This is a genomic window from Pseudomonas frederiksbergensis (genome assembly GCF_900105495.1).
Classification (GTDB): Bacteria; Pseudomonadota; Gammaproteobacteria; order Pseudomonadales; family Pseudomonadaceae; genus Aquipseudomonas; species Aquipseudomonas frederiksbergensis.
Genome location: NZ_FNTF01000002.1, coordinates 3365279 through 3391105 on the forward strand (window position 1 = coordinate 3365279; position 25827 = coordinate 3391105).

Here is a 25827-nt window from a genome sequence, read left to right on the forward strand (position 1 = left end):
CTTCCGCTTCGCACAAATTCTTTCTGGAGATACTCAATGCCCTGGTACAAATCAGGAACAGTCTCTGTCGTCCTAAATTCGAACGCCGTGATCGGCGCTGATACCGCATTCATTGCCAACAGCCGTGTCGGTGATGCGTTTCGCGGGCCCGATGGTGGCTGGTACGAAGTCACCAACATTGCCGGCGATACGGCAATGTCCATCTCGCCGAATTACCTGGGCGCGACGAATGCGGCTGGGGCCTACGCTCTGGCCCCGATGCAGGGCTACGTCAAAGATTCGGCCGATGCACTGCGCGCGCTGGTCAATCAGTTTGGCGAGCAGCTGGCTGCGTTGACCGACACCGACGGCCTATCGGAGGGAGCCACCAACAAGTATTTCACCGAAACCAGAGTCCGTACCGCGTTGCTCTCAGGATTGGTCCTGACCGAGGCTGAGCCTGTTGTTGAAGCAGATTCGGTATTGGCCGCAGCGGGAAAACTCCAGGCGCAAGTTACCGGGCGCCTACCCTTGGCCGGCGGAAAGATGACCGGAGCGATGAACGAGGCGACGCCGGTGGCTCTGGCTTCAGCTGCGACGGTCGACATCGGTGGCGCTGCGTCTAATACCGTCACTATCAGCGGAACAAGCACCGTTACAAGCTTAGGAACTGTTGCAGCCGGGGCCGTCCGCACGGTCCGATTTCTTGGTTCGCTACTTCTTACGCATAGCGCCGCGTCTCTGATACTGCCGACTGGCGCCAGTATCGCTACAGCGGCTAATGATACGGCTGTGTTTTTGAGCCTGGGCGGCGGCAACTGGTTTTGCCTGGAGTACAACAGGGCAAGCGGCAAAGCACTTGCCAAGGATTTCTCCTACGACCGAACAAACCTCGTCGGCCCTGTTGGTGATTTGGCTGGCATTCCGAATGGCGCGGCTTTTGATAGTGGGACAATCAACGCGACGCGCTATGTCAAGCTCGCTGATGGCACTCTTTTCCAATACAAGACCGTCACCATCGGGGGCGGCACGGTTGCGAACGGCAACGTATTCAAGTCTCTCTCTTATGACATGGGTTACTTGGCAATTTCGCCGGTGGGGGACTGGGTCGTTGCTTCCTACGGAATCTCACAATCGTCTGGCGGCGGCTGGGCCGGACAACAAACATTCGGTGCCGCGGGGACCTGGGGCACGTGGGCGGCTTACACCAGTACCGCAGCCACAGGCAGCATCACTATATCTTTGGTAGGGATCGGTCGATGGAAACTATGAATATCCGTGTCTGTGGCCAGCGATTTGAAGACGGCGTTTCGCTTGAGGTGGAAAAGCGCGGAAAAGTTTTGATTCTTAACGGTGAAGAATTTGATTTTTCGCCAATGCTCGAAGGTTCAACCCTGCCGGTACAGGCTATTAATTCTGACTGGTTTGTTGGTGATGCAAGTTGTAGGGATGGCGCTATCTCGATACAGCTGAGGTATCCAATTCCGTTTAACTTCAGCCCGGAGCAGGCGACACCTCAGGACCTGCTCAGCGTTCCAGACGGCGATGTACTGTTCCCCGCCGCACTTCCAGATCCTTTCGCACAAGGAGAGGGCAATGAGTAACATCGACTGGTCTCGACTGATCACTGCTGAGATGAAAGCTGCCGTAATTGCGTCCGAGCAGCTTGCCTTAGCCAAAGCCGAGCTATCCGCCAGAAACGGGGGGGCGGCCGTACAGATAGCCCGCATTCAGGACCGCATCGACACGATCGGCTTCGGTATCGAAGTTGGCGAATCGACCGAGGAAGATGAGGCGGAGCAGGCCGCGCTGCTGATCAATCTCAAAGCCTGGAAAACCTACAAGTTCGCACTGGGCAAAGTCACCGTGCAGCCGACCTGGTATGCCGCGCCGGTATGGCCGGTTGAGCCAGTGGTGCCGGTAATCGTGGCCGATCCGCAAACTGTGGCCGCCGGCCTGACCTGACGCGCCACCGCAGTACAACGCAACCCGCCATCGAGCGGGATTTTTTTTGCCTGGAGAAACGTGATGCCAGTTACCGACAAAGACCGCGACATTCTCGCCCGCACGCTGTGGGGCGAGGCCAGAGGAGAATCGCTGGAGGGCCAAATCGCCGTGGCTTGGACGATCCGCAACCGCGTGAACGATGGCAAAGCCAAGTCATGGTGGGGGGAGGGCTATGCAGGTGTGTGCCAGAAGCCGTACCAGTTCAGCTGCTGGAACAAAAACGACCCGAACTACGTTTACCTAAATGGCGCGAAGCCCATCCCGTTTCGCGAGTTCGCCCAAGCACAGATCGCTGCTGACCAGGTGATTGCCGGAAAGGTGCCAGATCCCACTGGCGGCGCCACACACTACTACGCGACCACCATGCCGAAGCCACCGACGTGGGTGAAGGGTGCCAAGCAGACGTTGAAACTCGGTCACCACGTCTTCTTCAAGGATGTGCCATGACAGCCTTCAGCCGGTTGTCTCGCGTGCTGGCCAAGTCCGAAGAGGATCGGCTGTTCTTCGAATGCCCTGGCTGCAACATGGTCCACGGCATTTCGCATGGCTCAGGCCCGGGCCAAGGAAGAAGCCAAGTCCGACTACGCCGCAGCCAATCGACTACTACAGGAGCGTACTGGCGGCGACCCGGCCCAGGCAGCCGCATCGATCATTGATCAGGAGTTAGGGTTATGAGGTTGGTGTTGATGGGGTTGGTGGTGTTGCTGGTGGGGTGCGCGACCCAGGTGCCTGAGGTGCGCACAGTACGGATGGAGGTTCCGGTGCTGGTGTCGTGCAAGACGCAGGAGGTGGCGGTGCCGCCTTGGGCTGCGGCGAGCCTTAAGAAGGCCGATCCGCTGGAGCTGAAGGTGCGGGCGCTGCTGGCTGAGCGGCGCCAGCGTATAGGATACGAGCGCGGTCTGATCGCAGCAGTCGTGGCGTGCCAGTAGGCGGGATATGCCCATAGGATCATTTCCCACCTACTGAGCGGATCATGCGATTAGTCAACTTGGTAATTTAAATAGCTCTTTCAAATCCACTTCAACAATAGGTGCGGTGAAGCGCGGAAGACTATTTAAGTTGTCGAGTTCTGTATCGTTTCCGTCAGTGGATAAAAAGGTCTCATCATATACGTGCACATTTGCACGGGCCTCGAACTTTTTGGTCTGACGATTTCGGGTCGCTGTTTTGAATGTCGCTGAACCTGTGTTTATGAGGTCAGCAACATATTCTCGGTCTGCCAACCAAGCGTCCTTAACCTTGTCGTCGACAGATCTGGTCAGCATCACCCAGCTGATATGCTGCTCTTCTTCTGAGTAAGCAGCTGCAATAATCCAGTATTCAGTCATAAATTGTTCCGCTTCCTGCGCCCGAAATTGAGCCTGACGAATATGAGGTCGATCCCTTAATTTGCAAGAGGGATGAGGGCCTTTTGCCTCTGTTTACAGTGACGGCAGGTTTCGAGCTCAGTCGGGCTGCCGAGCCAGTCGCTGGTGTCTTCGATTTCGAGAGGGTCCACGGTCGCGCCTTGTTTTTACTGTTCGGATATACAGTAGTCTGGACGCAAGTCTTGGGCGAGGATGAGGCGACGAGCTGTCGCTCTCGGTCACTCCGGGGTCATCAGGACTGCGAGCGTCAGCTTGATGACCTCTTCGTTCTTGTCGATGGTGTCCAGGGCGCCGCGTACGTTGTCGGCGACGTCAGCCTAGCCGCGGGCCTCGACCCAATTCGAAAGCTCCATGATGGCGGCCTCAAGGGCGAGCTGGTTTTTGTTGATCTTGAATAGTAGGGAGGGGAGCAGGTCTGAATTTGGCAAGGCGATTCCTCTGTGTGGTTGGGAAAAGCGTAGCAGTCAAAAAAGGATTGGTGTTCGGTCGGCAGGACGCCGTGGGAGGGTGCGTGACTTTTGCGTGACTCTCTCACGCACGTGTAAGCACTTGTGGGCATTCGATTGCAGCGAGCGCCAGTAAAAACGGCCATTTCACAAGGTCTTACAGGGGTACTGCGTGCATGGGGTGCTAGGGGTCGAGTGTTCGAATCACTCCGTCCCGACCATTATTCCTGAGTAAAATCAGACACTTGAGCCGATCAGATGGAATCGGCTTTTTTGTGTCTGCGCAAAACCCGCGCAAAACTGGCGCAAAACCCATTGAAGAAATGTCGTTTGAAAGGTGGCTTTATGGTGAATGTAGAGTTCAGCAAGAAACACGACAAACGATTCGAAAAGCACTTTTCATCGCAGATGGATGACATAACACTCATCTTGAAATGTCACCTGATGCTGGAAGAAATGCTTCGTGATTTCTGTTCTGAGATGGTTCCCCAGCCCCAGTTTTTGAAAGACTCTCGCTTTACGTTTGCTCAAATCCTTGACCTATCTCGGGCTTTGTACCCCGCGGACATTAAACTTGGCGGCATGGTGGAGTTGTGGTCACTGTGCGAGAAGATCAATCGTATTCGCAACATCATGGCCCATGCGCTGGACCCGGACTCTTCCAAATTAGATAGCCACAAGGCCGCTATCATTGAGGCTGTCAGGTTGCGTGGAGAGGGGAGCACCTCTGCATTGGAGTTCGTGGGATGCCTCACATACGTCTTGGGTGCGTTTAGTCTGATACTGCAGGTTGGTGTTACACACAACAATGGCGAAGATTTTCGGGATATACCACGCAAGTAGTCATGTGTTGGCGATTTCTTAATCAGCGCCGTCGCCGCTTTGATGTGCTCGACGTGGATCATGGCGGTAGATCGCAGTTCGAATCGGTAAACGATTGTTTCGCCGTCCGACGGGCAGACAGCCGCGAATGTGTGCCGGTAGGTATTCATCATCGCGGCCCCTTGTAGCAGCACACGTAGGCGAACCAGGCGAGGGCGATCATGGCGTCACCTGCTCCGCCAGATCCTCGGCGGTGAGTGTGTATTCGACTACGTTGCGCACTCGGTAGAACGTGGCGTTGCAATGCTTGCTGGCCCATGCGGCCAAGACCGCATCCAGTTCCAAGCGAGCATCGGCTGATACGTCTGGCCAGTCCTCAGCGACTTCACCGACATCGTCATAGGCGCGCTCGCCGAGCATTTCGATGACATCGCCGGCGTCGACATAACCGGTGATGTTCACCGTGAATTTCTCTCCCTTCCATACGCTGTCGCCGACGGCCAGTTCGTCGTTCTCGTTGAGCAGTTCGTTGAGGCTGTCGCAGTTGAACATCTCGTTATCGGCTAACCAGGTTTCCTCGCGGGAGGTGTTTTCTTCAGGCATGACTTCGTCCTTGCCGCTATAGCGGCTTTCAAATTCGTTCAGCGGAGTTGTATCGTTGCCACCTCAGATTGGGAGGTGCGATGTGGTCGTACACGGAGTCGAATACAAGTTTTTTACCGCCTCACACGTGACAAATGGGCATGACGGCTTGGGGATCGAGTGCTGGCGCGGCAACGATATGGTCTTTGAGATATTCAGGAATGACGAAACGCTGCGCTTTGAGGTGACCTTTTTCGAACAAGATGTCCCTTTAGAGCTGCTTGAGTATGCGATCCCAACTGCTCGCGAAAGCCTAGGTCAATTCGTGCCGTAGATGCCGTCCTTGCCGCTATAGCGGCTGACTTTGAAGGGGGAGGGTTTAAATTGGTTTTTGACTTAGTATTGGCTCGCCCCTACGGCGCTTGGTAGGCGTTGTGGCGAGGGAAGCTAGACCAATCGAAGGGACAGAGTTTTATGGGTATGGAAAGCGTCGCCTTGGCGTTCTTGAGACGCTATCGGTACTTGCTACTGTCGTTGATGATTACGGCTTCATTTGTAAACGCTTTTGAGCGTTTTTCTGGGGATTGGAGCAATTTCTTTGGGGCGTTGTTCGTGCATGGATGGTTCATCCAAGCAGTGTTTGCTTACTTTCGAGGAGGCTGGGTCTGTATCGGACCCGGTGGACTACCCAAGGATGCGAACCCCATGGGCAGGGCAGCGTTAGCCGCAACGGCGTTCGCGTTTTACCTTTTGATGTTCACCTACGATGGATACAGCCGTGATGAATCGGTCCATGAAAGAACAGCTTCGGACTGGACGATGCCTACTGGAGAAGAGTTCAGGCGAGCTCCAGAGCAATAGCCAACTCGTATGAGCATCGGTTGCTCATAATGCAATCTCCATCGATACCAGATCATGGGCATTCACAACCGTCATGTCGAGGAGGTGGGCAATCTGGACTTCAAAACGCGCACCTTCTGAATTTTCCCAGCCAGGCAGTAGGGCGATCATTCCGCACAGACCCAAGCGCGTCAGGTCATAGGCCATGTAATCGGCCCAATCGGCCGGGTACGATGCCGTGCTCTGCGGGGTTCTCGACCACGTAGCCACAGGCGCACAGGTCGGCGGCCATTTTGTTGAAGGCAGGGAAGTTGAAGTCTTCGAAGCCGGTCATTGGGCCAGTCAAGTACACGCGGTTGCTGCGTGCGCCGGCCAGAGTCACGACCCCCTTAGTCAGCTGCGCACCGCGATTCAAGCCCATGGCATAGGCCTGATCCTGGAGCGCGATAAGTTGGTCTGAGATGCACTCGGAGTGGAGTTGGTGCAAGTTTTCGACGGCGTGGCGGTCATCTGGATGGTTTCGGTTTTCTGTGGGCATGGGGCGTCCTATGCCGGGTCATGCCCGGGCGGTGGGAGGAGGGGGATCGCGTTGCGGTCTATCTATCCCAATTTGCTTTGGTGCATTATTGTGATGGGGGAAAAATTGGATCGACAATTTTATGGAAGAAAATATGAGTCAGCTCGTAGTTACTTTAATCGTCATAATGCTCCCAGGAATAATCGCTGCAATAGTCAGTGATAAAATCACTTTTCACGAGAAGTGGGATTCATTTCGATTCGGTTTGTATTCTCTTGTGCTGGGGGTTTTGTCATACGGTGGATTACAAGCTGGTTGGCTTTTTATCGATATTTTGCGTGCTTGGGGCGTCCCGGCGCAGTGGACTTGGCTAGGGATATGGCAAGCAGCTCTAAAGGCAGAAACAAGCGTAAATGCTATTGAGGTTTTTGGGGCGGCGGTTCTCGCGTTGCCCATAGCCCTATTTGCTTCATTTTGTATTAATCATAAGCTATTTAATAAACTTGCAAGATTTTTTGGTGTCTCGACGAAGTATGGTGATGAAAACCTTTTTTCCTATTTTATGGGTGGAAAGGACATAACTTGGATATATGTTCGCGACAAGCCAGATGATCTAACTTATGAAGGTCATGTTATAAGCTATGCAGAAAATTCCTCGTGTCATGAGGTTGTACTCGCGGAAGTTAAGGTATATAGGTATAGCGATTCAGAGTTTCTTTACGAGGTGCCATTCGTGTACCTTTGTAAGCCATTCGGCAGCATCGTTATTGAGTCAATCCCCAAAAGTCAGTGGAGCAACATTCCATGAGCGAAAAATTCAGAGAAGGCAACGTACGCGGCGGCGAGAAAGTGCAGGTGTTTAATGATGGGTCTTCAAAAAAGGTCATCGTCTCGCAACGGCCATCTTCTCCACCACCAGCTCCAAAACCAGCAAAAAAATGATCCGTAAGCGCCTGCGTCGCTAGTTGGCATCATTCGTTGAGGTGAGTATTTTTTCAACTCGGATGGAGCTGGAACAAGGAGAAAATCGTGGAAAAGCTTAAAATTGAATCGTTTACGGTCACCGCACCGCCGGCGTTCGTCCACTACGAAGTAAAACTTGGAATCGATCCGGTTTTTCTCGAGGCGCTCGGTGATGCTCCTGGTCGGTACAAGGTCATCCTTCGGGAAGGGCAATTCCACCACTCTGGCAGTCCAACTGGTGATGGTGAATACACTATCCAGCTCGAAAATGGCGCGCATCATTCGGGAAGGGTTCTGTACACCGTCCCGAGGACTACGCCGGAAGGGAAAAACTCTCCGGAAATTTTGGAGTTTCATCTGCAGATGGGCGTTCTCACTGACAAGGATCAATGATTACGTCGCCTACCTCGCCGGGATGCTTCGCTAAGTGTTGCAGCCCGGCTGCTCTCAATTGTCGCAACACCTTTTCACTTGGCTCGTAAGGTGTCGTGACACAGCGCAGCATCTTGGCCTGGGTCTCGAAGTCTGCGCCGATCAGGTTCATCAGCAACAGCTGGTAAGCCTCCCGCTGATTGTTAATGCTGTGGGCTTTCATCACTCGATGCAGGTCAGGTTTGAACACCCCGGCCACTTCGATCTGAAACTTTCCAATGCCCAGGGCTGCGTCCTTTGCTGCTGACTTCTCTCGCTTCCTGCGCTGCTTGAGCGCTTCCGCCGTCGGCTGCTGCTGTTCCTCGGCCATGGCCTGCCTCTTCAATTCCGTGGGCCGGTATATCCAGCCATGTCTGTCGTCGGCGCTGGCGCACCTGGTTGCTGATGCGCCTCATGCTGAGGCCGGGAAGTCGAGCGAGTAATCGGCGATCAAGCATCGGCACAACGTTTCGCTGATTTCCAAATGCCTGCTGGCCTTGTAGCGCGTCAAACCCGCCGCTTTGCATCCCATCAAACGAGTAGCCAGGGTGAGCGGTGGTGGTCCGTCCGCGCTTGCTCTTTTGCTCTTCGATCGTTCTGTACTTGTAGGCCGGCTTCGGCGCCTGCAGCACGCCTGGGCTGTCCATGCAGGCGCCGGTCGGAATCAGTTGAGACTGACCACCAGAGAAAAAAGGCAGCCTTCGCCGCCTCCAGTGCACTTTGCCGCTTTGCAGCCTCTTCGATTGCTGGGCCCTTATCAAGATGTTCGTGAGTTGAGGGTGATGCCGTGAAAGCGGCCGATACGGCGCAAGGTCATGCGACTGATGCCGAGTTGTTCGGCGATAGCCATTTGGCTAATGTTGGCCTTGGCCACCCGCCGGATGCGCGGTACTAGCTTAGCCTCTTCCTTGCGGCGCTCCTCAAGAGTTCGCTGGTGGGCGTCGCGAACTTGATGCCGTACAGCGCGGCGATGTAGTTGATGGTCCGAGTCGCTTATCCGGCACGCCACTGGGCAAGCGGACTGGAAGTTCTTCTTCAGGAGGAAGAACAAGGCCTACTGGCTCGATCCGGTCGAGGCGGTCATCCCGAAGCGCCTGATCGACTACTTCAATGAGCTGTCCGCCAAGCACGGTATCCACACTAACCCAGGGCAGCGCACCTGGTACGCCGCTAAGGAGAAGAAACTCGGTGACGATATGAAGCGTTAATCCCCGTCGATGATCCCGATCTCGGTGGGGTTACGTATGCGAGATCTGGGGGCCAACATCGGCCCAGTCAAATAAGAGGGGCGTGCGGATTTGCGCATCGCCGTGGCTGGTGATGGCTTCAAGTACCTTGGCCGTGGCTGATTCAGGTTACCGGGCGGGCGAACTATGCGGCGTGCGGTGAAGCCTTGGGTGTGGAGATGGTCAATCACTCCGAGCTGCGCGAGCAACCGCAACACGCCTGGCCTGTCTGCCGCCTGGTTCTGAGCGACAAAAGATTGAACACACTGGCTGATGCTGGCTACTTCGAGCGGATTACGCGCCGTATCAATGGCGGGGTCAACGGGCAGGCTGACCGGTTGGCATTGTGGAAGAAAGCCCGCGAGGTACTGACATAACCAGCGAACGGAGACGGCGGCAGCCTTGAATAAAATCTTGTGGCCCGACACACTTCCGCTACCCCTTTAGAGAGTATTGCTCAATGTTGACATCGGAACTTATATCGATTCTTCGCGGAGAAATTGACAGGGCAAAAGGGAGCGGCCTATCAGACGTTTCACTCGATAGCTTTTCGAAGCTGGTCGACATGATTGAGACGTGAGTCACGTCAAACACCGGAAAACGTTGAACACGTGCAGGCTCGTCTGGAGCAGTTCAAGTCTAACTTGGTGGATTGGCAAAATAATAATCAGCGAGATCATGAGAGCCTGCTGGAGATGTTGCGGGCGACTATCGCGACGTCTCATTTAGCTATTAAGAGTGCCTTAATAATTAATGGGGGGGCCGCTGTCGCCTTTCTGGCATTCCTTGGAACAGCTTGGTCGCGTTTTAGCGGCGCAACGGTCAAGGGACTCTTGGCTGTGTCACTGGAGCATTTCGTTATTGGGGTTATGTTTACTGGATTGGGCGCGTGCTTGGCGTATGTGTGCCAGGCGGCATTCGGCGGGGAGTTTGGCAAGCAAAGCAAAAACATTGGAGAAATACTTCGCTGGGTCGCAGTTCTTCTTATTCTCGGTTCGTTTTGGAAATTCTACGAGGGATGCATGGCGGCGCTTCAGGCTTTCACAAGTGCAGGGTGATTTTTGCCATTGATAGATAGCCTGGGAAGGAGTTTCAATGAGAAGTAGTGGAAGTTGCAGTCGGCAGGACGCCGGGAACGATGGGAGAGTGGCTCAGTGACTTTCCGAGTGACTTTGTCAAACACAGTTGCGCACTGTTGGGCATCGTTGCAGCGAGCGCCAGGCGCGAAGCCTTATATTTGGCGGGTTTCAGCGATCTAAGCTTGCATGGGGTGCTAGGGGTCGAGTGTTCGAATCACTCCGTCCCGACCATATTTTTCAAGGGGTTGCGAGATTTTATCTCGCGACCCCTTTTTATTATTCGGCGTTTTTACCCCCACAAAACCACTGGCTCTGGTGTGAGTTCACGCCGTTTTTGGCCCTTTTTCGCGCTGCCTTTGGCACCAATCCTGTTTGATATTTCTCTTCCTTTCTCAGCTTTTTCGCATGTCAGATGGTCTTGCCTAACGCCTTGTTTCCGGGCAATTAGGGCGTTTTCCCTCACCCGCTCCGCGACGCTAAACCCTGGAAGCTCAGTTCCGATTCTTCGTTCTTAACGGTCACCATCCCAAATCAGCGAAACCGGCTGTACGTCACGCGGGTCGTGCCTTTGAAGACAAACGGAAGCAGCGAAAGCCGGACTTCCGATTGTGCGCTAGGGAAACGGAATAGAGCGCGGGGAGGGCGCATCTATTCGAATTGATTGCTGACGGGCTGTGGGCCTTGTGAAGCCTCGTTGATTACAAAGCCCAGGGGCCGATATGGAATCAAACCATCGCGTCCGAGAGCCTGACTCAAACCTCCAAATTCGACGTTTTTGGGCCCAAATCGCAGTGCCAAACAGACCGCAAATTCACCCGATTTCTTGCTGTTTTGGTGACAAACCATTTTGCAGGTAGTTGGCACCGATTGAGTGCCGCTGAACCCTCGAAAGATCCGTCGGCCGCGGTTTCTAGCGGTCAGCTCGGAATCTCTTGCAAGGTCCTGGTCGGTGCCAAATCCGCTGCTAACTCACAAAAACCACCGGCTCTGGGTGGGGCCTATGGTTAGATCGGTGGCGACGAATTCAGCTTGCCGTGTTGAAGCTCCGATTAAATTCAACTACGTCATGATGAGAGGGATTTTTGGCGAACAGGGCAGAGAGTTGCGCATTGAATGCCTCTCGCTTCTGCGCTGCGACTCCCTTGACTGCGGCATTCAACATGGGACGCATCTCATCAGCGGTGTAATCGCAGCAGTACGCTGGCGTACAAGGTTGTTGACGCCATGAGTCCTCCAGGCGGCCACTGTCGACTGGCTCGAATCCAACTTCATTGACAAGTTGCATCACGAGACGCTTGTGATTTGCATCGTCACCAGCAACGGCGACTCCCAGACGGTTTTCCGCACCTTTTGGCTTACCAAGATTTTCTAGCGAATAAGCCAGAATATTATTGAATGCCTTGATCACCGGTCGGCCAAGCTGCTCGCTAACCCAGACGCTCTCCGTTTGACCATTTTCCAAAGCAGCGATGCGCTCGTCTCTCAGGCCTGGGTAGTAATTACTCGTGTCGATCACTGGAACCGAAGATGGCAATGCCGCCAGCAGGTTATTGGGAAGAGCCGCCATGGCTGGTTGGGGGATGGAAACAATCACAGTATCGGCGCCGTCGAAGACATCGTTCAGATCGCAAGCAATAGCACCCGCTTCCTTGGCAAAAGTGCTTACCGAGTCTTTTCCGCGAGAGTTGGCGACGCTGACCTCATGGCCAGCAGTGACGAGCTTTCGGGCAAGGGTTCCGCCGATAGACCCAATACCAACGATCGCGATTTTCATAATGCCTCCAGAGATTCAAAGTCTGGATACGTTAGTATTCGTACTGCAGGTTCAGCAAGAACCGACGATTTAGTCTGTAACCCACCAAAAGGTAAGTATCGATGGCGCGTGAGTGGGAATGTGAGAACCCTTTACGACGGCAGGCCTGGTCTGCCGCTATAAACGCCACGCTTCGCGTTTTGGAGGGCAAATGGAAAATTGTGATTATCAATGAGTTGATGGCCGCTAAAGGCCGGCCGCTTCGGTTCTCCGAACTGGAGAAGCTCATTCCCGATGTCACGCAGAAGATGCTCATTCAGCAATTGAAAGGGCTTCAGCAGGACGACATCGTTCAGCGTACCGTATACCCAGAGGTGCCGCCGCGGGTGGAGTACGCGCTAACGGCGCTGGGGCATGCACTCGGCCCGGCTATGACTGCCCTTATAGACTGGGCTGAGCTTCGTCATCAGCACGAGGCAAAGGGCATAAACCTGTCTAGCGTTAGCGACAATGAGCTGTTGGAACGCTAATGCGCCATGTTGGGCTACCCAAAACGTCAGCTCGTTTCAAATCTGATCAGCTGTGGTTTCAAAACGTAGATTTGTGACTATGTATTTGTTTGGTCACATTGTAAGTCCTCGATAGGGTGAGTAAGCTATTTCCATGAATCAGCCATCAATATCTTCGCCTAGCCCCCGTGGCCCAATCGATCACGAGATTCGCGATCAAATTGTCGCGGCGGCCAACGAACACTTCAGTCAATACGGCTATGGCAAAACCACGGTTTCCGACCTGGCCAAGGCCATCGGGTTTTCAAAGGCCTACATCTACAAATTTTTTGATTCCAAGCAGGCGATCGGTGAAGCCATCTGCGCAAATTGTCTGGCAGAAATCGTCGTGGCTGTGGAGAAGGCTATCAATGTAGAAGACCTGTCGCCGACGGAGCGCTTTCGACGTTTGGTCAAAACGGTGATCGCTACAGGTGTGAATTTGTTCTTTAACGACCGAAAACTCTATGACATTGCAGCGTTCGCAGCGTCGGAAAGCTGGCCCAGTACGCAGGCTTATGAGGCACAGATCAAACGCTTCGTGTTGCAAATCGTGCGAGAGGGGCGAGAGATTGGCGAATTTGAACGCAAGACTCCGCTGGACGAGACAGTAGAAGCGATACATCTCGCGCTGCGGCCATTCGTTAACCCCTTGCTGCTGCAGTACAACCTCGATTTTGTCGAGGAGGCGCCCACGCTCACCTCCAACCTCATCTTGCGTAGCCTCATGCCTTGACCTTCGGCTAAGGTTTATCGCATATCGCGGGTACCCGTCAGAATCTTCAATGGCTTTTCACTTTGCCCTTCTTCCATCCCTCGAAGGGCATTTTATTTATCTGTGATGTGACCATTTGTCGATTTAGTCACATGAGTAAACAGGGCGGTTCCTCTCTTCTAATGCTTCATCTCGTCAGTCAGTGAGCGAAGCCCGCTCTCGGGTTTTGGTAGTAGCTGAAAGAAGAGGGGCGTGCATTAAGTGCCGCGTCATCCGGTTAAGTCATCGGGTCGCTACAGGCTGGGCGTCAGGCGGTTGCCAGCCGCCACCAAGCGCTTTGAATGCCGCGACCGCCGCCTGTGCCGATTCCGTTCGTGCTTGCGCTCGGGCATCGGAAGCCTGCAGCATCGTCTCGTCGGCATGAAGGACATCGATCAGGCTGGCCGTACCTTTCTGATAGGCAATGAATGACGATTGGCGAGCTTGCGTCAGAGACGCCTCTCCCCCGGTGAGGGTGGTTGCTTGAGCTTCCCGATTTACCAGTGCGGAGAACGCGTTCTCGACATCCTCGGTGGCGCGCAGCACAGACTGACGGTAAGCGGCCAGGGTTTCGGCTTCCTGTCCCTTGGCTTGGTCGATCTGGGCGTTTATGCGACCGAAGTCGAAGAGTCTCCAGCGTAACCCCAATACACCCGCCGACTGGCTGGCTCCGCCGGTAAAAAGGTTGCCTGCGGATACAGCCGTGGCACTGCCCAGCAATGCGCTCAGGGAGAATTTCGGGTAGTACTCGGCAATCGCCTCCCCGATGCGTGCATTTGAGGCTGCGAGATGGCGCTCAGCAACAATGAGATCTGGCCTGCGGCGCAGCAGATCGGCCGGCGTTCCCGTGGCCTTTATCTGCGGCGCTACAGGAATGTTCCCCGTATTTGCCAATTGCGTGCGGTGAGTGCCTGGCGGCGTGCCGAGCATGACATCCAGTGCATTCATGGCAGCATCCAGGCCGGTCTGCAGGGCCGGCACTGTCGCTTGGACCTGCGATAGTGCCCCCTCAGTCTGACGAACCTGATAGTTGGCGGCGAGGCCCTTGCTGTAGAGCAATTGGACTTTCTCTAGTAGCTCCTGCTGCGTTTTGACTTGTCGGTTCGCAATGTCCAACCGGGTCTGCAATCCGCGGATAGTGATGTAGATATCGGCGGTCTGCGCGGCGATGGTCAGTCGTGTGGCAGCGACACCCGCTTCGGAAGCCTGGTACTCGGCCAGTGCAGCCTCGCGTCCGCGTCGCAATCCGCCAAAGACGTCCACCTCCCAACTGGCATCGAGGTTGACCTCGTAGGAACTTCCGTACCGATCATAGCCAGGCGTTGAGTTCAACACCTGGCCGAGTGGGGTCTCGATTGACTGGTAGGAACGCGCGGCTTGGCCGCTGATGTTTCCCGAGGGTAGTAAAGCGGCATTTGCGGCGCCTAGTCCTGCCCGTGCCTGGGTTACTCGCGCCGACGCCTGCGCTAGATCCAGGTTCTGCTCAAGTGCCTTGGAGACGAAGTCGGCGAGCAGTGGATCACCAAAGCCTTCCCACCAGGCGACAAGACTGGCAGGCGTCACCCCAGGCCTCTGTTCGACAGAAGGCTGACCCAAGTAACGGTCCGAAAGCGGGGCGTCCGGACGGTGATAGTCCGGACCGATCGCGCAACCTGTCATCAAGCTGGCACTCACCAAGAGAGCAACGGGGCGGAGGGGAGGCATTGAGGCTCCTTCAATTGAGCATGTTTGTGACCATGTTACGTTATGGTCACTTCCTGTCAATCGACGCTTGTTCAGTCAAGTTCGAATTTGACTCAGCGTATACGGCGAATTAGCCGCTGAGGTGGAAGGGCTTAGAACTTCATAGCGTGTGACCGTTGACATAAATGGTCACTAGACTGAGAATATGACGCCTGTCCTATTTGTTTAAGTAAGGGAACCTATGCGCCGGCTTCGACCTTTCCCCATTGCCGCTTGCTTGTTGCCTCTCGTCCTGACGGCATGTGGCGACTCATCCACCGTTGACGATCCACGCACGCATGCCCCTTTGGTGAGGTCCACTGCTGTTCAGGCTTCGTCCGATGTCTCGCGTTCTTTCAGTGGTGTCGTGGTTGCCCGCGTCCAGGGCGACCTGGGCTTTCGGGTATCAGGCAAGGTGCTTGAGCGTCTGGTTGACACCGGTCAGACCGTTAAGCGTGGTCAGCTACTCATGCGCCTTGACCCAATCGACCTGGGGTTGCAGGCGCGAGCGCAGCAAGAGTCGGTCATAGCCGCACGGGCCCGAGCCAAGCAGACAGCAGATGACGAGGCGCGATACCGCAGTCTGGTTGCCGCAGGCGCTATTTCTGCATCGGCCTACGACCAGATCAAAGCCGCAGCGGATACCGCAAAGGCGCAGCTTGGCGCTGCAGAAGCGCAGGCTGACGTTGCCCGTAATGCTTCTGGTTATGCGGTGCTGCTTGCCGATTCCGACGGCGTGGTGGTGGAGACGCTCGCCGAGCCAGGACAAGTTGTCAGCCCGGGACAGCCCGTGGTTCGACTGGCGCGGGCAGGACAGCGCGAAGCCATCGTGCACCTGCCCGAGACGTTGCGCCCCGCAGCAGGATCCACTGCGCAGGCGACGCTTTATGGCAATTCCACGGATGCTGTTACAGCAAAGCTCAGGCTGCTGTCTGACTCGGCCGACCGAATGACACGCACCTTCGAGGCGCGGTACGTGCTTGAGGGCGCGTTGGCCAATGCACCGATAGGTTCGACCGTCACACTTCGGATCGCTGAAGTCATCACGCAAGGGCAGGGGCTGCAAGTACCGATCGCTGCCGTTTATGACCCAGGCCAAGGCACGGGCGTGTGGGTGATCGCCGGTACGCCGGCGAAGGTGACCTGGCGACCTGTACAAGTCCTGGGCTTGAGCGACGACACAGTGCGAGTCGCGGGCGACCTCAAAATCGGCGAGCAGATCGTAGCGTTAGGCGCACATTTGTTGCGCGAAGGTGAAGAGGTGAGATTGCCTCAACAGGATGACGAAAAAGTTGCCGGGGGGCGTCCATGAGCGAGGGTCGCTTCAATCTTTCCGCGATCGCCGTTCGTGAGCGCTCCATTACGGTGTTTCTGATCTTCCTGATTGCCGTTGCAGGCACCCTGGCGTTCTTCCAGCTGGGGCGTGCGGAAGATCCGCCGTTTACGGTCAAGCAGTTGACGATCATTACCGCGTGGCCGGGCGCCACGGCGCAGGAGATGCAGGATCAGGTAGCAGAGCCACTTGAAAAACGCCTGCAAGAACTGAAATGGTACGACCGCACGGAAACCTATACGCGGCCCGGTCTCGCTTTCACCATGGTGTCGTTGTTGGATCGCACGCCACCCTCACAGGTGCAGGAAGAGTTTTATCAGGCGCGCAAAAAGCTCGATGACGAAGCCACCAAGCTACCGGCGGGTGTGATCGGGCCATTGGTCAACGACGAGTATTCGGACGTGACGTTTGCGCTGTTCGCCCTCAAAGCCAAAGGCGAGCCGCAGCGACTGTTGGTGCGTGATGCTGAGGCGTTACGCCAACAACTGTTGCATGTGCCGGGTGTAAAGAAAGTCAACATCATCGGTGAGCAAGCCGAGCGCATCTTTGTGTCCTTTTCCCATGACCGATTGGCCACCTTGGGCGTTTCTCCCCAGGACCTCTTTGCCGCGCTGAATAATCAAAACGTGCTCACACCCGCCGGTTCGATCGAAACCAATGGGCCACAGGTCTTCCTCCGGCTGGATGGCGCCTTCGATAAGGTGCAGAAGATTCGGGACACACCCATTGCGGTTCAGGGGCGCACGCTCAAACTCGCCGACGTGGCGACAATCGAGCGTGGTTATGAAGATCCCGCAACCTTCCTGGTGCGCAATAAGGGCGAAGAGGCCTTGTTGCTGGGGGTCATAATGCGCGAGGGCTGGAATGGCCTGGACCTGGGCAAGGCGCTGGACGCCGAAACGACGAAGATAAATGAAGGCATGCCGCTGGGTATGACGCTGACCAAGGTCACTGATCAAGCCGTGAACATTGACTCGGCCGTTGGCGAGTTCATGGTCAAATTTTTTGTCGCGCTGCTGGTGGTGATGCTGGTCTGCTTTCTCAGCATGGGCTGGCGGGTAGGCGTCGTGGTCGCAGCGGCGGTTCCGTTGACGCTGGCGATCGTGTTTGTGGTGATGGCGGCCACCGGAAAGAATTTTGACCGTATTACCCTTGGTTCGTTGATTCTGGCGCTGGGACTGCTGGTGGACGACGCCATCATTGCTATCGAAATGATGGTAGTGAAAATGGAGGAGGGCTACGACCGAATCAAAGCTTCCGCGTATGCCTGGAGTCATACGGCCGCGCCGATGCTTTCCGGTACGCTGGTAACGGCGATTGGCTTCATGCCCAACGGTTTCGCCCAGTCCACTGCCGGCGAGTACACCAGCAACATGTTCTGGATCGTCGGCATTGCTCTGATCGCTTCCTGGGTCGTCGCGGTGGCTTTCACCCCTTACCTGGGAGTGAAGTTGTTGCCGGACATCAAGAAGGTCGAGGGTGGGCATGCGGCTATCTACAACACTCCCCATTACAACCGCTTCCGCCGGGTTCTGACACGCGTCATCGCCCGTAAATGGCTGGTGGCCGGCACGGTTATCACGCTGTTTTTCGTGGCAGTTCTGGGCATGAGCCTGGTGAAGAAGCAGTTCTTCCCGACCTCGGACCGTCCCGAGGTGATGGTCGAGGTGCAAATGCCCTACGGAACCTCCATCGAGCAGACCAGTGCCACTGCGGCAAAGGTCGAGGCCTGGCTGCAACAGCAGGAAGAGGCAAAAATCGTCACGGCTTATATCGGGCAGGGCGCGCCGCGTTTCTTCCTGGCGATGGCGCCAGAACTGCCCGATCCATCGTTCGCCAAGATCGTGGTGCTAACGGACAGTCAGGAGGCGCGTGAAACCCTCAAGTTCCGTCTTCGCGAAGCGGTCGCTGCAGGCCTCGCCCCAGAGGCCCGAGTCAGGGCATCTCAAATTGTGTTCGGTCCGTATTCGCCATTCCCGGTGGCCTACCGGGTGATGGGGCCGGACCCGACGAAGCTGCGCGAGATTGCGGGTCGTGTGCAAGATGTCATGCAAGCCAGCCCGATGATGCGGACGGTCAACAGCGACTGGGGCCCTCTGACGCCGACGTTGCATTTCAGCTTGGATCAGGATCGCTTGCAGGCGGTTGGACTGACATCCAGTGCAGTCGCCCAGCAGTTGCAATTCCTGCTGACCGGAGTGCCGATCACGGCGGTTCGTGAAGGCATTCGTTCAGTGCAGGTGGTGGGGCGCGCCGCCGGGGACATCCGGCTCGATCCCGCCCGGATTGAAGGCTTCACCTTGGTGGGCGCGGCGGGTCAGCGTATCCCTCTGTCCCAGGTCGGAGAGGTGGATGTGCGTATGGAGGATCCGATCCTTAGGCGCCGTGACCGCACGCCGACCATTACCGTGCGCGGCGACATTGCCGAAGGCTTGCAGCCACCGGACGTCTCGAGCGTGATCACGAAGGAGCTGCAGCCGATCATAGACAAGCTGCCTGCCGGGTACCGGATCGAGCAGGCGGGTGCGATCGAGGAATCGGGCAAGGCCGGCCAGGCGATAGTGCCGCTGGTTCCCATCATGATTGCCCTGACGCTGCTGATTATCATTGTCCAGGTGCGTTCTATCTCGGCAATGATCATGGTGTTCTTCACCTCGCCGCTGGGATTGATTGGGGTGGTGCCAACGCTGCTGATCTTCCAGCAGCCGTTTGGTATCAACGCCCTGGTCGGGCTGATCGCGCTGTCGGGCATTTTGATGCGCAATACGCTCATTCTGATTGGGCAAATTCATCACAACGCGCAAGAAGGGCTGGACCCGTTTCACGCAGTGGTCGAAGCCACGGTACAGCGTGCCCGCCCGGTACTGCTAACGGCGATGGCGGCCATCCTGGCATTCATCCCGCTGACCCATTCTGTTTTTTGGGGCACGCTGGCCTACACCCTGATCGGCGGCACTTTGGTCGGAACCATCATGACGCTGGTGTTCCTGCCTGCGATGTACGCCATCTGGTTCAAGATCCGTCCAGACAATACGGGTCAAACTGAAACAGCGAGTAAGCAAGCAAACCTGGTGGATAGGACACCACCGCGTCCTCTCGCCGTTCACCTCACCACAAAGCTTTAGCCATAGGCCATAGCGTGGGCGTCGACTGAAAAATGAAGAGGGTTCAATGATTAATCTCGAAGGTCAAAAGCGAATCGTGGTCACGGGCGTCGGAATTGTCGGGCCTCTGGGGTGCGGAGTAGAAGAAGTCTGGAAGAGACTGCTGGCTGGGCGCTCTGGCATCCGTAAGCTGCCCGACGATATTACTGAGGGTACGGGCGTTGCAGTAGGCGGCCAGGTGCCGTCTCTGGAAGATGATGCCATCGCCGGTTACGACCCGGAGCGCATCATCTCGGCCAAGGATCGCAAGAAGATGGATCGCTTCATCGAGTTTGCACTTGTGGCAGCGCACGAAGCTCTGGAGCAGGCAGGCTGGCATCCGACAGAAGTCACAGACCAGGAGCGGACCGCCACGATCATTTCATCGGGCGTGGGTGGCTTTGGCGCGATAGCCGACGCTGTCCGCACTACCGATGCGCGTGGTCCTCGCCGATTGTCGCCATTCACTGCGCCGTCTTTTCTCGCCAACATGGCGGCCGGGCACGTATCCATTCGGAACGGATTCAAAGGCCCGCTCGGCGCTCCGGTAACAGCCTGTGCTGCTGGAGTACAAGCCATCGGCGATGCGGCCAGAATCATCAGAAGTGGTGAGGCGGATATCGCCATATGCGGCGGTACCGAAGCCGCGATAGACCGTGTAACCCTGGGTTGTTTTGCGGCGGCCCGCGCGCTATCTACTGGCTTTGCCGAGTACCCACAGCAGGCTTCACGTCCCTTTGATCGCGACCGTGACGGCTTCGTCATGTCCGAAGGTGCCGGGTTACTGGTGATCGAGTCACTGGAGCATGCGTTGGCTCGTGGAGCCAAACCACTGGCGGAACTGGTCGGTTACGGCACCAGCGCCGATGCCTATCACTTGACGGCGGGGCCGGAGGACGGCAGCGGCGCACGCCGCGCCATGGAACAGGCACTGCGCCAGGCGGCTGTGAGTCCTGCCGATGTTCAGCATATCAATGCACACGCGACCTCCACGCAGGTCGGTGACAAAGGCGAACTGGCAGCGATTCGTTCGATATTCGGGAGCGACTCAGGCGTCGCGATCAGCTCGACCAAGTCCGCCACCGGGCATCTGCTTGGAGCGGCTGGAGGCATTGAAGCTGTGTTCACTGTACTAGCGCTTCGCGACCAGGTGGTGCCGCCCACACTGAATCTCGATCATCCCGATGAGGCGGCCGGCGGCCTTGACCTGGTCGCACTCAACGCTCGGCAGTTGTCGATCACGCATGCGCTATCAAATGGGTTCGGTTTCGGCGGTGTTAACGCCAGCGTGCTGTTTCGCCGTTGGGAGCCGGAGTCAGAAGTGTGACGCTCAAATGACGACAACCGGAGCTGAGCAGTGGGTGCAGGGGATCCAGACCGCTTTACTGCATCAATTATTGGGCTGATGACAGCTTATGTTCGTATTACGGCGATCTGGTTTGGCTCCATGTGCATTCTGTCGCACACACACACACACAAATCCGACCTCAACGGGTATTGAACATCTCGCGAATCAGGTTGGGCGTGCTGCCGGTCCAGCGTTTGAAGGAGCGCCGGAAGTTAGCTGCATCGTTGAATCTCAGATAGTCCGCCACTTGTTCATTACTGAATCCCTTGATCTGATACAGGTAAAGCGCCACGTGCTTGCGCACCAAATCCACCTGCTGTTGAAATCCGGTGTCGTGTTTTTGCAGTTTGCGCTTGAGCGTGGCGGGACTCATGGCGAAGGCCTGGGCGGCTTGTTCGAGGTTGGGAGCTTGGCGCACGTGGCTTTGCAGGTAGCGGTTAACACAATCGATGAAGCTTGAGGCAAAGCCCAATTGTTCGATTTGTCGGTGGGCTTCCTGACGGGCGACCTGGCCCGCGGTGGCCGAGGCGTCGGGCCAGGATTGGGCGAGAAATTCCCGGGGGATGCGCATGAGGTCCAGCGGGCGTTTGAACTGTGTGTGCTCGCCCAGGTGCACCCAGTACTGCTCGACATAACGCGGTTCGGCATGGCTGAAGCTGCATTCCCACGGCAGGCGCTGGCCGCTCTGTGACCGGCTCATGGCAACGATTGAGGTCATGCTCGCCTCCAGCAAAAAACGCCATTGCTCGCCCGCGCCGCAGCTGTCCAGCCAGTAGAAATAGGCATGCTTTTCGTCCAGCACCAGCCGCGGCGTGGCCAGCGGGCAGAGCACCGCCTGCTGTTGCACCAGAGTGTCGAGGGCCTGGTGCAGGTTTTGCGCGTGTCGCAGGGCGTGGCTGGCAGGGCCGTAATGCCCCGGCAGCAAGCGCTGGCCGAACAAAAAACTGCTGTCATCGGCATCCAGCAAGCGCCGGCTATTGCCGATCAACCCTAGAAATTGTTGCGGGCTGAGACGAGTCTGGCCGGCCAGGATGTCCTCATGAAACAGTCCAGTCCCGCGCAGCAGGCGATGGCTGTCAATGTCCCGGGACAGCGCCAGATCAATCAGGGTTGCGGGTTGGTAATGCCCGGGAATGAAACGGCTGTCAGCTTCGAACCAGGTATTTTTCAGGGTCATGAGCGGGCCTCAGGCAATTTTTGCCAAGGGCTGTTTGGCCCGGGCCAGTGCCAGGTTGAGGCGTTTGAGCAGGGCGTCCGGCGCTTCTTCCACGGCCATGACCACTGCCGTGCTGGCCGACAGGTGTATGCGTTCGCCGTGTTGTCGGGTTTTGTGGGCCAGCCCTTGTACTGCCTGTTGCAGTTCCAGCGCCAGCAAGCGTGCCTGGCTCTCGCCGGTGTTGGGCAACAACACCACGAAACGATCGCCTGCCAGTCGGCAGAGCAGGTCCTGGCGGCGCAGGTTGAGCAGCAGCAAATGACTGAGCGCCTGCAATACGGCATCGCCTTCGGCATGCCCGAACGCCTGATTGATCGCCGCGAAGTTATCGATGTCCAGCGCCAGCAATGACAAGGGTTGCGCTTGACCCTGGCTGTCCTCAAGGCTGCTGATCAACTGGCGTTTGAGGTAATCGGCACCGCCCAAAGGGGTGAGTTTGTCGAACAGCCGGTGTTCGCGAAAGAGCCTTTCACGCTTCTCCATTTGCGCGCTGATCGCCAGTTGTTCGCGGTGCCAGTGATAGATGCCGAGTGTCAGCAGAATCATGCCCACCGGCATCGGCCCGGACTCCAGCCAGTGGTCCCAGGTGATGCTGTCGGGCAGGCGGATGAACTCGTCAAGGCTGTCGATCCACCAGGAAAAAAAGATGCAACTCAAGCCCAGTGCCAGGTAATTGGTGACGCGCCCGGCCGGGCGACTCTTGAGCACCAGGCCCAGCCAGACCAGCGCGAGCAGCGCGGAACCCCCTTCGCCGATGATGTCCAGCCAGACCCATTCGCTGACACTTTTCAGCTCACCGCAGGCCAGGTGCAGCAGCAATCCCATGTTCGCCGCCAACAGCAGCAGCGCGAGTTTCCAACGATGGGGTTTGAGCACTGAAAACATGGCCGTGATCCTTTGGCGAAGAGGTAATGCGCGTCAGCACAGCAGATGTTTGTGACAGCGATGTGACCGGGGTTTGAGGTCGAATCAGCTCATGGCCCTGCGCAGTTTTCTGTCTGCCGATGCCCTGAATACCCTCACGCAGCCTTCGGCAGGTGCGGGGAGTTGAGTGGTGGCTGGCGGTGACAGGTCAAATCAGCTCAATGTGTGCCGCAATACCGTTAAAAACCCCGGTTTAAAGCGCTTCCCGCCAACCTGTGTCACAGGACTGTCATCCGTCGACCCTAGCGTGCCCTCCCAGTTGCCGGGCCACTTGCCTGGCGTTTACAGGACTCTGGGGAGGACCACCATGTACCAGCGCAGCAGCACCGCCGGGATCGTCAGCTTTACGCTCACCGCCTTGGCCATGGCAATGGCCAGCGAACGCCTGAGCGCCGCTGAAACCGCACCCAACACTGAACACGTCGAAGTGGTCGGGCAGGCTGCGAGCATCGATCAGGCGCTGAAAGAACAGCGCAACTCCGACAGCATCAAGAGCGTGGTGCATGCTGACGGCGTGGCTCAATTGCCGGACGAAAACGTCGCCGAAGCGGTGCAGCGGTTACCGGGGGTCAGCGTCGAGCGTGATCAGGGCGAAGGACGGTTTGTCAGCGTGCGCGGTCTGGGGCCGGACCTCAACAGCGTGACCATCAACGGCACGCTGGTGCCGTCGCCGGAAAGCGAACGCCGCGCCGTAGCTCTTGATGTGTTGCCCTCGGAACTGGTGCAGTCCTTGTCGGTGATCAAAACCCTGACCCCGGACATGGATGCCAACTCGCTGGGCGGCACCGTTGATGTGAAAAGCCTCTCGGCCTTCGATCACACGGGCCTGTTCTACACCGGCAGCAGCGAAGCCAGTTATGACAAGAACACCCACCAGACCAGCCCGAAGTTTTCCGGCGCCGTCAGTGATCGTTTCAGCCTCGGCGACGGCATCGACAACTTCGGTGTCGCCGCCGCGCTGAGCTGGCAGAAGCGCGACTTCGGCTCGGACAACGTCGAAACCGGCGGTGCCTGGGATTTCGAGCAGGGCGCCAAACTTGAGGAGTTCGAGCAACGTGACTACGACATCAGCCGCGAACGTGCTGGCGGTGGCCTGAACTTCGATTACAAGCCTGATGACCTCAGCAGCTATTACCTGCGCACGCTTTACAGCCGCTACAAGGACAGCGAAACGCGTAACTCCACCAGCTTCGAATTCGCCGATCCACAGGCCGCAGGCGAATTGGGTGACGCCGAAGGTTCGCGCAAACTCAAGCAGCGCGAAGAGACCCAGGAAATCCAGTCCTACGTTTTCGGTGGCGAGCGCATGTTCGGCCTCTGGACTGTCAGCAGCCAGGCCGGTTACAGCCGCTCCAGCGAAGACAGCCCGGGCCACATCGCCAATGCCAAATTCGCCGGTATTGATGACTTCACCGACAGCGGTTTCTACGACAATGACAAGCCACGGCCGATCATTGGCCAGGCCTTCTACGACCCGAGCAATTTCAGCCTCGACAAAGTCGACTGGGAAAAACAGAAAACCACCGACACCGAGAAAAACCTGCGCCTGGATCTCGCTCGCGACTACGACTTCAAAGGCTATGCGTCCCAGGTCAAATTCGGTGGCAAGGTCAGCCGGCGCAACAAGGACAACAACCTCGACGCCTGGGTCTATGAAGACTTCGACGATCTCGGTTTCAGTGATGACCAACTCAATCTGACGCAATTCAAGAAGGGCAATGTCGACTACCGTCTCGGCCAGTTCGGGCCGGGTATCAGTGGCAGTGCGGTCAAGCAGTTGATCGGCGGCCTCAATCAAGCGGATTTCTATGACGAGACCGAATCGCGGGTCAACGACTTCAAGATCAGCGAGGACATCAACTCCGGCTACCTGATGAACACCCTCGATATCGACGACTGGCGCTTTATCGCCGGTCTACGCTACGAGGGCACCGAGTTCGAAGCCAAGGGCACCGGCGTGACCGACGGCGAGTTCCAGTCCACCGAGACCAAGCGCCGTTATCACCACTGGTTGCCGGGGCTGCACGCACGCTATCAACTGGACAAGAACACTCAGGTCCGTGCGGCCTGGACCAAATCCGTGGTGCGCCCGACTTTCGGCCAGCTCGCGCCCGGGTTTGTCATCGACGATGACGAGGCCACGTTTGGCAACCCGGAACTCAAGCCGCTGGAGTCGAGCAATCTCGACCTCGGTATCGAGCACTACATGGGCCGCGCCGGCACCGTCTCGGCGTTCGTGTTCTACAAGGACATCAAGAACTTCGTCTACAACACCGACCTGGCAGGCTCGGGTGCCTGGGTCGATTTCTCCGAAGCCCACACGTTCGCCAATGGCGACAGCGCCAAACTCTATGGCCTGGAGCTGGCGTACTCACAGAAATTCGACTGGCTGCCGGCGCCCTGGAACGGCCTGCTGGTTGGCGCCAATACCACCTTCAGCCGATCGGATGCCGAGATCAAAGGCTTCGACGCTGCCAGCGGTATCAATCGCAAGCGCAGCATCGATTTGCCCAATCAGGCCGATACGGTCGGCAACCTGATGCTCGGTTGGGAGGACGACAAGCTGAGCCTGCGCCTGTCGGCCAACTACAAGTCGGATTACCTCTTTGAGCTCGCCTCGATCAATGACAAGGCCCACGACCTGCACGTCGATGCCCAGACCTTTGTCGACTTCAGCGCTCGTTACTCGCTGACCAAAAACCTCCAGGTCAGCTTCGAGGCGCAGAACCTCACCGACGAGCCCTATTTCGTTTACACCGGCAACCGCTCCTACAACGGCCAGTACGAAGAATACGGCCCGACCTACAAGCTCGGCCTGACCTTCACCCACTTCTAAGCCCCGTTGCA

At 56.7% G+C, this 25827-nt stretch carries 28 protein-coding genes and 2 pseudogenes; 19 read left to right on the forward strand and 11 right to left on the reverse strand.

The genetic code is table 11. The annotated features are described in order from the left end of the window. Nucleotides 1-36 precede the first annotated feature (36 nt). From BLW70_RS31105 to BLW70_RS15920, 6 genes are all read left to right on the forward strand, one after another. Nucleotides 37-1251 (forward strand): hypothetical protein, encoded by a 1215-nt coding sequence (locus BLW70_RS31105; RefSeq protein ID WP_235865004.1) that lies wholly within the window; start codon nucleotides 37-39, stop codon nucleotides 1249-1251. After that, complete coding sequence (locus BLW70_RS15900; protein WP_235865005.1) at nucleotides 1239-1583, forward strand: hypothetical protein; 345 nt, start codon at nucleotides 1239-1241, stop codon at nucleotides 1581-1583. The genes BLW70_RS31105 and BLW70_RS15900 overlap by 13 nt, the downstream gene beginning before the upstream one ends. Then, nucleotides 1576-1944: a phage tail protein gene (locus BLW70_RS15905; protein WP_074875449.1), complete on the forward strand. Its 369-nt coding sequence runs from the start codon at nucleotides 1576-1578 to the stop codon at nucleotides 1942-1944. The genes BLW70_RS15900 and BLW70_RS15905 overlap by 8 nt, the downstream gene beginning before the upstream one ends. Nucleotides 1945-2007: 63 nt before the next feature. After that, entirely contained in the window at nucleotides 2008-2433 is a 426-nt protein-coding gene (locus BLW70_RS15910; RefSeq protein ID WP_074875451.1) for a cell wall hydrolase, read from the forward strand. Nucleotides 2434-2529: 96 nt separating this feature from the next. Then, nucleotides 2530-2661 carry a hypothetical protein gene (locus BLW70_RS31300; RefSeq protein ID WP_268877171.1) on the forward strand — a complete coding sequence of 44 codons (132 nt, stop codon included), beginning with the start codon at nucleotides 2530-2532 and terminating at the stop codon, nucleotides 2659-2661. Then, nucleotides 2658-2915 (forward strand): hypothetical protein, encoded by a 258-nt coding sequence (locus BLW70_RS15920; RefSeq protein ID WP_074875453.1) that lies wholly within the window; start codon nucleotides 2658-2660, stop codon nucleotides 2913-2915. Before BLW70_RS31300 ends, BLW70_RS15920 begins: the two co-directional genes overlap by 4 nt. A 54-nt stretch (nucleotides 2916-2969) precedes the next feature. Here BLW70_RS15920 and BLW70_RS15925 read toward each other — a convergent pair whose 3' ends face one another. Both BLW70_RS15925 and BLW70_RS31110 read right to left on the reverse strand, forming a co-directional pair. Then, complete coding sequence (locus BLW70_RS15925) at nucleotides 2970-3314, reverse strand: DUF3892 domain-containing protein (protein WP_074875455.1); 345 nt, start codon at nucleotides 3312-3314, stop codon at nucleotides 2970-2972. A 257-nt stretch (nucleotides 3315-3571) separates the two neighbouring features. Continuing rightward, a pseudogene (locus BLW70_RS31110) lies at nucleotides 3572-3781 on the reverse strand (hypothetical protein). Nucleotides 3782-4057: 276 nt separating this feature from the next. Here BLW70_RS31110 and BLW70_RS30705 point away from each other — a divergent pair. After that, nucleotides 4058-4642: a hypothetical protein gene (locus BLW70_RS30705; protein WP_159439165.1), complete on the forward strand. Its 585-nt coding sequence runs from the start codon at nucleotides 4058-4060 to the stop codon at nucleotides 4640-4642. Nucleotides 4643-4840: 198 nt separating this feature from the next. On the opposite strand, the gene BLW70_RS15940 is transcribed toward BLW70_RS30705, so the two are convergent. Continuing rightward, nucleotides 4841-5224, reverse strand: a complete 384-nt coding sequence (locus BLW70_RS15940) for a hypothetical protein (RefSeq protein ID WP_074875459.1) — start codon at nucleotides 5222-5224, stop codon at nucleotides 4841-4843. A gap of 459 nt (nucleotides 5225-5683) precedes the next feature. Between BLW70_RS15940 and BLW70_RS15950 the strand changes: the two genes are divergently transcribed. Further along, a complete protein-coding gene (locus tag BLW70_RS15950; protein ID WP_235865006.1) occupies nucleotides 5684-6064 on the forward strand; it encodes a hypothetical protein in 381 nt (126 codons plus the stop codon). A 24-nt stretch (nucleotides 6065-6088) separates the two neighbouring features. Here BLW70_RS15950 and BLW70_RS31115 read toward each other — a convergent pair whose 3' ends face one another. Together BLW70_RS31115 and BLW70_RS31305 are read right to left on the reverse strand one after the other, a co-directional pair. Then, nucleotides 6089-6250: a DUF4406 domain-containing protein gene (locus BLW70_RS31115; protein WP_268877136.1), complete on the reverse strand. Its 162-nt coding sequence runs from the start codon at nucleotides 6248-6250 to the stop codon at nucleotides 6089-6091. Further along, a complete protein-coding gene (locus BLW70_RS31305) occupies nucleotides 6240-6581 on the reverse strand; it encodes a DUF4406 domain-containing protein (protein WP_268877137.1) in 342 nt (113 codons plus the stop codon). Before BLW70_RS31305 ends, BLW70_RS31115 begins: the two co-directional genes overlap by 11 nt. A 133-nt stretch (nucleotides 6582-6714) precedes the next feature. Here BLW70_RS31305 and BLW70_RS15960 point away from each other — a divergent pair, with 133 nt between their 5' ends. The 3 genes from BLW70_RS15960 (at nucleotide 6715) to BLW70_RS15965 (ending at nucleotide 7916) form a co-directional block, all read left to right on the forward strand. Further along, on the forward strand, nucleotides 6715-7368 hold the full coding sequence (locus BLW70_RS15960; RefSeq protein WP_074875466.1) for a hypothetical protein: 654 nt from the start codon (nucleotides 6715-6717) through the stop codon (nucleotides 7366-7368). Next, complete coding sequence (locus BLW70_RS30710; RefSeq protein WP_159439166.1) at nucleotides 7365-7502, forward strand: hypothetical protein; 138 nt, start codon at nucleotides 7365-7367, stop codon at nucleotides 7500-7502. Before BLW70_RS15960 ends, BLW70_RS30710 begins: the two co-directional genes overlap by 4 nt. A gap of 87 nt (nucleotides 7503-7589) precedes the next feature. Next, a complete protein-coding gene (locus BLW70_RS15965; RefSeq protein ID WP_074875468.1) occupies nucleotides 7590-7916 on the forward strand; it encodes a hypothetical protein in 327 nt (108 codons plus the stop codon). On the opposite strand, the gene BLW70_RS15970 is transcribed toward BLW70_RS15965, so the two are convergent. Together BLW70_RS15970 and BLW70_RS30270 are read right to left on the reverse strand one after the other, a co-directional pair. Continuing rightward, a complete protein-coding gene (locus tag BLW70_RS15970) occupies nucleotides 7897-8265 on the reverse strand; it encodes a hypothetical protein (protein ID WP_074875470.1) in 369 nt (122 codons plus the stop codon). The genes BLW70_RS15965 and BLW70_RS15970 overlap by 20 nt on opposite strands. Before the next feature lie 426 nt (nucleotides 8266-8691). After that, complete coding sequence (locus BLW70_RS30270) at nucleotides 8692-8985, reverse strand: hypothetical protein (protein ID WP_139273389.1); 294 nt, start codon at nucleotides 8983-8985, stop codon at nucleotides 8692-8694. Nucleotides 8986-9173: 188 nt separating this feature from the next. Between BLW70_RS30270 and BLW70_RS31125 the strand changes: the two are divergent. Continuing rightward, nucleotides 9174-9537, forward strand: a pseudogene (locus tag BLW70_RS31125) (glycoside hydrolase family 19 protein); the annotation flags it as partial. Between the two features lie 234 nt (nucleotides 9538-9771). Continuing rightward, nucleotides 9772-10218 carry a hypothetical protein gene (locus tag BLW70_RS15980; RefSeq protein ID WP_074875474.1) on the forward strand — a complete coding sequence of 149 codons (447 nt, stop codon included), beginning with the start codon at nucleotides 9772-9774 and terminating at the stop codon, nucleotides 10216-10218. A gap of 1045 nt (nucleotides 10219-11263) precedes the next feature. On the opposite strand, the gene BLW70_RS15985 is transcribed toward BLW70_RS15980, so the two are convergent. Continuing rightward, nucleotides 11264-12013 carry an NADPH-dependent F420 reductase gene (locus BLW70_RS15985; RefSeq protein ID WP_074875476.1) on the reverse strand — a complete coding sequence of 250 codons (750 nt, stop codon included), beginning with the start codon at nucleotides 12011-12013 and terminating at the stop codon, nucleotides 11264-11266. A gap of 101 nt (nucleotides 12014-12114) precedes the next feature. Here BLW70_RS15985 and BLW70_RS15990 point away from each other — a divergent pair, with 101 nt between their 5' ends. Beyond that, on the forward strand, nucleotides 12115-12522 hold the full coding sequence (locus BLW70_RS15990) for a winged helix-turn-helix transcriptional regulator (RefSeq protein ID WP_074875478.1): 408 nt from the start codon (nucleotides 12115-12117) through the stop codon (nucleotides 12520-12522). A gap of 133 nt (nucleotides 12523-12655) precedes the next feature. Further along, nucleotides 12656-13276: a TetR/AcrR family transcriptional regulator gene (locus BLW70_RS15995; protein WP_074875480.1), complete on the forward strand. Its 621-nt coding sequence runs from the start codon at nucleotides 12656-12658 to the stop codon at nucleotides 13274-13276. A gap of 261 nt (nucleotides 13277-13537) precedes the next feature. Here BLW70_RS15995 and BLW70_RS16000 read toward each other — a convergent pair whose 3' ends face one another. Continuing rightward, nucleotides 13538-14998: an efflux transporter outer membrane subunit gene (locus BLW70_RS16000; protein ID WP_074875482.1), complete on the reverse strand. Its 1461-nt coding sequence runs from the start codon at nucleotides 14996-14998 to the stop codon at nucleotides 13538-13540. A 220-nt stretch (nucleotides 14999-15218) separates the two neighbouring features. On the opposite strand from BLW70_RS16000, the gene BLW70_RS16005 reads away from it, so the two are divergent. The 3 genes from BLW70_RS16005 to fabF are packed head-to-tail and all read left to right on the forward strand — an operon-like array spanning nucleotide 15219 to nucleotide 20819. Further along, nucleotides 15219-16328, forward strand: coding sequence for an efflux RND transporter periplasmic adaptor subunit (locus tag BLW70_RS16005; protein ID WP_074875484.1), 1110 nt, complete (start codon nucleotides 15219-15221; stop codon nucleotides 16326-16328). Continuing rightward, a complete protein-coding gene (locus BLW70_RS16010; protein WP_074875486.1) occupies nucleotides 16325-19474 on the forward strand; it encodes an efflux RND transporter permease subunit in 3150 nt (1049 codons plus the stop codon). The genes BLW70_RS16005 and BLW70_RS16010 overlap by 4 nt, the downstream gene beginning before the upstream one ends. A gap of 46 nt (nucleotides 19475-19520) precedes the next feature. Next, nucleotides 19521-20819 carry a beta-ketoacyl-ACP synthase II gene (gene fabF / locus BLW70_RS16015; protein WP_074875488.1) on the forward strand — a complete coding sequence of 433 codons (1299 nt, stop codon included), beginning with the start codon at nucleotides 19521-19523 and terminating at the stop codon, nucleotides 20817-20819. A 160-nt stretch (nucleotides 20820-20979) separates the two neighbouring features. Here the strand turns inward: fabF and BLW70_RS16020 are convergent, their stop codons facing one another. Together BLW70_RS16020 and BLW70_RS16025 are read right to left on the reverse strand one after the other, a co-directional pair. Continuing rightward, nucleotides 20980-22017 carry an AraC family transcriptional regulator gene (locus BLW70_RS16020; RefSeq protein WP_074875490.1) on the reverse strand — a complete coding sequence of 346 codons (1038 nt, stop codon included), beginning with the start codon at nucleotides 22015-22017 and terminating at the stop codon, nucleotides 20980-20982. A gap of 9 nt (nucleotides 22018-22026) precedes the next feature. Further along, nucleotides 22027-22941 (reverse strand): GGDEF domain-containing protein, encoded by a 915-nt coding sequence (locus BLW70_RS16025; protein WP_074875492.1) that lies wholly within the window; start codon nucleotides 22939-22941, stop codon nucleotides 22027-22029. Nucleotides 22942-23287: 346 nt separating this feature from the next. Between BLW70_RS16025 and BLW70_RS16030 the strand changes: the two genes are divergently transcribed. Then, entirely contained in the window at nucleotides 23288-25816 is a 2529-nt protein-coding gene (locus BLW70_RS16030) for a TonB-dependent receptor (RefSeq protein WP_074875494.1), read from the forward strand. The last annotated feature ends 11 nt before the right edge of the window (nucleotides 25817-25827 follow it).